This is a genomic window from Stenotrophomonas sp. GD04024 (assembly GCF_029837545.1).
GTDB classification, from domain to species: domain Bacteria; phylum Pseudomonadota; class Gammaproteobacteria; order Xanthomonadales; family Xanthomonadaceae; genus Stenotrophomonas; species Stenotrophomonas forensis.
Genome location: NZ_JAOEDV010000128.1, coordinates 1 through 7,223 on the forward strand (window position 1 = coordinate 1; position 7,223 = coordinate 7,223).

Genomic DNA, 7,223 nt, shown 5'->3' on the forward strand with positions numbered 1-7,223 from the left:
CCCCGGGGAAAGGACGCCATGCCTGTTGCCATGACCACCCGCTGGCTGGCCATTGCCCGCCGCCATCCCTCGGCCTGGCTGCTGGGTGCACAACTGCTGGCGGTGCTGCTGTATCCCGCCCTGGATGACACCGCCGCCGGCCGCGCGGCGCTGGGCATGTTCGGGATGGCGGTGCTTGGCCTTGCCCTGTGGGTGGTGCAGCGCAGTCCGTTGGGCACCTGGCTGGCGCTGCTGCTGGCGATCCCCTCGGTAGTGTTCTCGCTGGCCGGCGCCCTGCTGGACCGCAGCGCGCTGCTGACCACGGCGCAGCTGCTGGAGAGCCTGCTGTACTTCTACACGGCCGGTGCGCTGATCGCCTACATGCTGCAGGACCATAAAGTCACCCGCGATGAGCTGTTTGCGGCCGGCGCGACTTTCACCCTGCTGGCCTGGGCTTTCGCGTTTACGTTCGCGGTGTGCCAGCAGTGGTACCCGGGCAGTTTCCAGGGCACGGGCGAGGGGCCGCAGCGCAGCTGGATGGAATTGCTTTATCTGAGCTTCAGCTTGTTGTCCGGGGTGGGATTGAGCGATGTGGTGCCGCTGCATCCGCAGGCGCGGGCACTGGTCATGCTGGAACAGTTCGCGGGCGTCATGTATGTCGCGCTGGTGGTTTCACGACTGGTCGGACTGACGATGCTCCGGCGCATGTGAAAATGAACGCCAGATAAAAATTTCGCGCCCACAGGGGCGCGAATGGTGATGCAGATTATGTGAATGCGTCGGCGAGAGAGAGCCTGAGTGTCGACCCCGTCATAGGCGGGGTAACCGGCTTAGGCTAATATCGGTACGCGTAATTGTTTTTGCGGTATGCGCCGATGCTTTGTGCGGAATCTGGCTTTTTGTTGTCCCTGCATGGGGACGGTATCGCTGGTGAAACCTGCCCAGGCCCGTCCCTACTGTATATCGGAAAATGAACAGCAGCGAAACACAGCCGCCCGAGGCCGACCGCATCCAGGTTGGCGAATGTGTCGTCACTTTGTCCTCGCGAGAGGTCGAAGTTGCGGGTGCGCGTCGTCCACGCCGGCTGACACCGAAGGCGCTGGGTGTGCTGCGCGTGCTGCTGCGGCAGCCCGGCCGGGTGGTCACCCGCGAGGAGCTGTTTGCCGAAGTGTGGCCTGACACGCTGCCGACCAACGACGTGTTGACCCAGGCGGTCACGCAGCTGCGCAAGGCGTTTGCCAACGACGACGACAACGGCCAGGCCTATATCGAGACCATCGCCAAGAGCGGCTACCGGCTGCTGGTACCGGTCCAGGTGCTGGAAGCGCCCGAGCCTGCGATGGAGATCGGTGAGATCGCGGATCCGCCGCTGGCGCTGGCAGGCGCCGCAGGCGTGGTTCCCGTCGGCATCGCGGTGCCGGCACCGGGCCTGCGCCGGACCTGGCGCCAGGTCCGGCGCAAGGTGCTGCTGGTGGCAGGCCTGTTGATGCTGGCGGCGGTGATTGTGCTGACGTTGCTGCTGCTGCGCCGGGCCCCGGTGGCGAGTTCGCCGGTGGATGCGGCTGTCGAGAACGGTGTCCGCGTGATCGGCAGCCCGCAGCGGCCCTACCGGCTGATTACCGCGACCAGTGGTTTTGAGACCTATCCAACACTCTCCCCCGATGGTTCCCAGGTCGCCTACGAAGGTGCCAACGAGGACGGCAAGGGCGGCGGAGCGGTCAAGGTGCAGACCTCGGGCAATGCGCCCGCGCGCCAGTTGCTGGCCCCCCCGGTGGGCGCCAGCGATCGTTTTCCCAGCTGGTCGCCGGATGGCCGCGAGATCGCCTTTGCACGATTCAGTGCCGAAGGCGGCTGCCAGGTGCTGATTGCCAGCGCTACGGGCGGCGCGCTGCGCCAGGCGACACGCTGTGACGGCACCGAACTGCTCAGTTTCGACTGGACCCCCGACGGCCGTGGGCTGGTATTCGGCAGCATGGTCGGGCGGTATGCGCATCGCGGCATCCGGGTGCTGGACCTGGCCAGTGGTCAATGGAATGCCCTGGACTACAGCGTCGATGCGGACGACTTCGACTATGCGCCGCGCTACTCGCCGGACGGCAAGTGGCTGGTGTTCGTGCGTAATCCGCAGATGGGCGACCTGTGGCGGATGCCGGCCGGTGGCGGCGTCCCGGAGCAGCTGACCAACGAAGCGGCCGAGCAGCGGGGCTGGGCGTGGGTCGATGATGGCCGCACCATCGTGTTCGGGCGGCGTGTCGACAGCGAGGCGCGCCTGTACTACCTCGATGTTGAACGCCGCACGCTGCGTGACGCCGGCCTGGACGATGCGCAGTGGCCTGCGGTGTCGCGGCATGGCGGGGTGCTGGCGTTCGTCCACCGGCGTGCGCAGTTCGGTGTGTTCAAGGTGCCGACCGATGGCGGCAGCGCGCAGCGCCTGTTCGCTTCCAGTGGCCGCGATGGCCAGCCGATGGCAGCGCCCGATGGCCGGCAGCTGGTCTTCACCTCCGATCGTTCCGGCAGTTTCGATCTGTGGTGGGCCGACATGCAGCGGCCGGACTCGTTGCGGCCGATCGAGGGCCTGCGGCCAGAGGGGCGGCAGGCACCCGACTGGGCCGCCGACAGCCGTCACCTGCTGGTGGTGGGGCGCGATGAGCACGGGCGCACGGTGATCTACGAGATCTCACCGCGTGATGAGCGCCTGCAGGCGTTGCCGGTACCGGTGGAGCAGCCGCTGCAGGCCCTGTACGGTGCAACCGAGGACCAGCTGCTGGTGGTTGAACGCGATGCGGACCAGCGCACCCGGTTGAGCCTGTTCGATCGCAGTATCCAGCCCTGGCGCCGGCTGGCCAGCATCGACGGGGTATCGCAGGCCCGTTTCGATCGTGGCAGCGGGCGGGTGCTGTTCACGCGCCTGGCGGCTGGCGGACTGTGGTCGGTCGATCCGGCGCTTTCGTCGGCCAGCGTGCGCCAGATCAGCGAGGACCGGCCGAGCCGCTGGCGTTATCGCACCTGGACGGTCGCCGGCAGTGGCGCTGTCGGCTACCTGGGAACCTCTACCCGGTGTGGCACGACCCTGGTCCGCATCGAGGCCGGTGTCGAGGCCCCGGAGCGTTGCCTGGATGCACAAAGGCTCAGCGCGGGCAACGGGATCAGTGCCAGCGCCGATGGTCGTGATCTGTACGTGGCACTGGCCGTGAGCGATGGTGCCGACATCGGCGTCATGCAGCTGCCTCCGCCGGCGCCGACGTTGTTTCCGGCGTTCTCCAGGCTTTTGATTTTCAAGAAGAATTTTTCTTCGTAATTTTTTCGTGCCGTTCTCGCCGCGAATTCGTGGCGATCTCGGCAGACTTTCCTGACGCGCTGCCGCCCGATTGGGCAAAACGGAGGCCTGTACTAGGCAAATCCATGGTGCCCCCATGCGTCAACTCTCGCTGGCCGATCGCGGCCAAACCGTCTCTCTCGACAAGTCCCTCGATGAAGGTACGCCGACCTGCCTGGGCGTCGCCCGGCTGGGCAGCCTGCAGACGGCGGGAAGCAGCTTCACGGTGTGGATGCAGGTGCGTGGCAGTTCCTGGGTCGAAGCCAAGGAAGGTCGCTTCCGGCTGCGCCAGGGCGAGTGGATCGCATTCGAGAAGGAGTCCCGGCCGCTGGTGCAGGCCGGCCGCAACGGGTTGTGCGTGGGCCTGAACCTGAACGTCGAAGCGCTGCGGGTGCTGACCGAGATGGCCGACTGTGGCCTGTATGCCGGTCGTGGCCGCCTGAACCGCAGCGACGCCCGGGTGGGCCTGCGGCTGTGGCGCGATGCGCTGGCCAGTGCCCAGCCGGCCCATGCACTGAGGCCGCTGCTGCTGCATCTGGCAAGCCTGCAGCGGGGCCTGGCCGAGAACGTGCAGCGCTGCCCGGGGCGCTCGCGCAGCCGCAAGCGCCAGGTGTTCGGGCGCATGCAGCGCGCAAGGCTGTACCTGGAGGGCAACAGCCATCGCGTGGTGCGCATCGGTGAGTTGGCCGAGCTGACCAACTTCTCCAGCTGGTATCTCTCCAAGACCTTCCAGAGCCTCTACGAAGAGAGTCCTCAGTCGCTTTCGGCACGGTTGCGCCTGGAACGGGCCGCCGATCTGCTGCGTGACACCGACATGATGGTGGGTGAGGTCGCCGCTGCCAGCGGATTCGACAACTGCTGCAGCTTCGCCCGCGCCTTCCGCGCCCGCTATGGCCAGTCCGCTTCACGCTTCCGCGAAAACGGCGGGGTTCTGCCGCCACATTCTGCAAAGTCTCTGGTTGGGTCGCGCAAATACAGCGTCGCAACGCAATCGTAACGTGCTGGGGTGTTTTAACACGCTGCTAACACGTACCTTGGAGAGATAGATGAACGTTTGTAATCCCGCAGTGCGGCTCGGCCTGCTGCCCGCCGGCATCGCGCTGGCGCTGGCGCCGGCCTTTGCTTCCGCCCAGGAAGCGAAGGCCACGACCGACCTGGACCGCATTTCGGTCACCGGCTCGCGCATCCGCCAGGCGAGCATGGAAACCGCGCAGCCCGTGATCGCGCTGCAGCGCGCCGACATCGAGAAGCAGGGCTTCACCAGCGTCGGCGATATCGTGCAGAACCTGTCGGCGACCGGTTCGCCGGCCATCAGCCGTGCCGACGCCCTGACCTCGGGCGAAGAAGTGGGCGGCCAGTACGTCGACCTGCGCGGCCTGGGCCCGGAGCGCACCCTGGTGCTGCTGGACGGCAAGCGCATGGGCGTCAGCACCGGCGGCTACACCGACCTGGCTTCCATCCCGACCTCGGTGGTCGAGCGCATTGAAGTGCTGACCGACGGCGCCTCGGCGATCTACGGCTCCGACGCCATCGCCGGCGTGATCAACATCATCACCCGCAAGAACTTCGACGGCCTGGAAGCCAGCGTCTACGGCGGCCAGTACGGCCAGGGCGACGGCGAGAAGCAGGTCTACAACTTCGTCTACGGCCAGACCGGTGAGCGCGGCTCGATCACCTTCGGTGCCGAGTACAGCAAGGAAGATCCGGTCTGGGCGAAGGATCGTTCCTTCAGCCGCTACCCGAACGGTCGCTTCCACCCGAACCCGACCGATTCGGATGCCAACGGCTGGTCGCCGGCGTCCAACCACGGCGTGCTGATTGATGACATGGGCACCCCGAAGGACGCGAACGACGACGTCTGGTACACCCGTGGCAACAACGGCTCGGGCAACACCATGGCCGATTTCCGCGAGTTCGGCACGGCTGACTACACCAATGCCAGCCAGGAAATGTGGCTGCAGAACAAGCTGACCCGTCGTTCGGTGTTCGCCAATGGCAACTACGACCTGACCGACAACATCCGCGCCACCGCGAACGTGCTGTACACCAAGCGTACGGCCACCCAGCAGATCGCCGGCTACCCGTACCAGTCCGAGGTCTACGGCACCCCGCTGTCGGCCGACAGCATCTACAACCCGCTGGGCAAGGACGCGGAATTCATCCGTCGTACCTCCGAAGTGCCGCGTCAGACCGAATCCGAGCAGGAGACCTTCCGCTTCTCGGCCGGCCTGGAAGGTTCGTTCGAGTTCGGCGACAAGTTCTGGGACTGGGACGTGGGTTACGTCTACAACCAGAACAAGGGCGTGAAGACCGGCACCGGCAACCTGTTCATCCCGAACGTGCAGAATGCGGTCGGCCCGTCCTTCATGGACGGCGACGTTGCCCGTTGCGGCACCCCGGGCCACGTCATCGCCGGCTGCACCCCGTGGAACCCGCTGGCACCGTACGGCTCGACCGGCAACGGCTCGCTGGCCGATCCGGCCCTGCAGGCCTACCTGTACCTGCCGAGCCACGATACCTACACCAACACCACCAAGGCCTACAGCGCCAACATCGGTGGCTCGCTGTTCTCGCTGCCGGCCGGTGAGCTGGCCATCGCGGCCGGTTACGAGCACCGCGAAGAAAGCGGCGAGTACAACCCGGATGCGCTGCTGCAGTCGGGCCTGAGCACCGACCTGGCCGGCAAGCCGACCAAGGGCAGCTACAAGCTCGACGAGTTCTACGTCGAACTGAACGTGCCGGTGCTGGCCGACATGCCGTTCGCCAAGGAGCTGTCGCTCGACATGGCCGGCCGCTACTCGGACTACAACACCTTCGGTGACACCATCAACAGCAAGTTCGGCCTGAAGTGGAAGCCGATCGACGACCTGCTGGTGCGTGCGACCTACTCGACCGGCTTCCGCGCCCCGAGCATCTCCAACATGTACGGTGGCACGTCGCAGACCTTCGACGCCTACACCGATCCGTGCGACAGCAGCTTCGGCTCGGCCGCGCGCAACCCGTCGGTTGCCGCAGCCTGCCAGGCGGGCGGCGTTCCGGCCAACTTCCGCCAGATCACCTCCGGCGGTGCGCAGTCGACCGGCCCGGGCACCCAGTCCTACAGCGCCTTCGAGTCGGGCTCCAACCCGGAACTGAAGCCGGAAACCTCCAAGACCTGGACCGCAGGCCTGGTGTACAGCCCGAACTTCGTGCAGGGCCTGGACGTCAGCCTCGACTGGTGGAAGATCCGCATCAACAACGTGATCGCCGCCGAGTCGGTGACCTCGATCCTCAACCAGTGCTACGTGCTGGGCGTGGCGTCGGCGTGTGAGCGTTTCGAACGCGGCACCGACGGCCGCACCGTCAACCAGGTGGTCGACGTCACCCGTACCCTGATCAACGGTGGTTACCAGGAAACCGCAGGTTACGACCTGGGCGTCAAGTACCGCCTGCCGGAGTTCTCCTTCGGCAAGTTCGTCATCGACTGGAAGACCACCTACGTCGATTACCTCGAGTACAAGCGTGACAACGAGGCCGAAACCCCGGTCGAGCAGCACACCAGCTGGGCGACCGGCGATTGGGGTGCCAACTTCCGCGTCCGTTCGAACCTCAATGTCGACTGGACCCTGGGCAACCTGGGCGTGAACTGGGGCGTGCGTTACTACTCGGGCATGAAGGAGCCGTGCTCCTACGATACCGAGTGCAACCTGCCTGACTTCACCTCGGCCTATACCCTGGGCCAGCCGAGCCGAAAGGTCGGTTCGAACACCTTCCACGACGTGCAGGTGCGTTACAACCTGCCGTGGCAGGCCACTGTCTCGCTCGGTGCCAACAACGTGTTCAACCACGAAGGCCCGGTCATGTACAGCCAGCCGAACTCGAGCTTCTCCTACTACGGTGGCTTCGATATCGGTCGCTTCTACTACATGAAGTACACCCAGCGCTTCTG

Annotated in this window: 4 protein-coding genes; all 4 read left to right on the forward strand. The window is 65.7% G+C overall.

Going from position 1 to position 7,223, the window contains the following annotated elements; all coding sequences use genetic code 11:
* Window positions 1-18: 18 nt before the first annotated feature.
* Window positions 19-690 (forward strand): ion channel, encoded by a 672-nt coding sequence (locus N7590_RS21450; protein WP_164241785.1) that lies wholly within the window; start codon window positions 19-21, stop codon window positions 688-690.
* 259 nt (window positions 691-949) lie between these two features.
* Window positions 950-3,277: a winged helix-turn-helix domain-containing protein gene (locus N7590_RS21455; protein ID WP_164241786.1), complete on the forward strand. Its 2,328-nt coding sequence runs from the start codon at window positions 950-952 to the stop codon at window positions 3,275-3,277.
* Window positions 3,278-3,392: 115 nt separating this feature from the next.
* Window positions 3,393-4,292: a helix-turn-helix transcriptional regulator gene (locus tag N7590_RS21460; protein ID WP_053511392.1), complete on the forward strand. Its 900-nt coding sequence runs from the start codon at window positions 3,393-3,395 to the stop codon at window positions 4,290-4,292.
* A gap of 70 nt (window positions 4,293-4,362) precedes the next feature.
* Window positions 4,363-7,223: TonB-dependent receptor (locus N7590_RS21465; protein WP_164241805.1), on the forward strand; the 2,861-nt coding region annotated here is incomplete at its 3' end.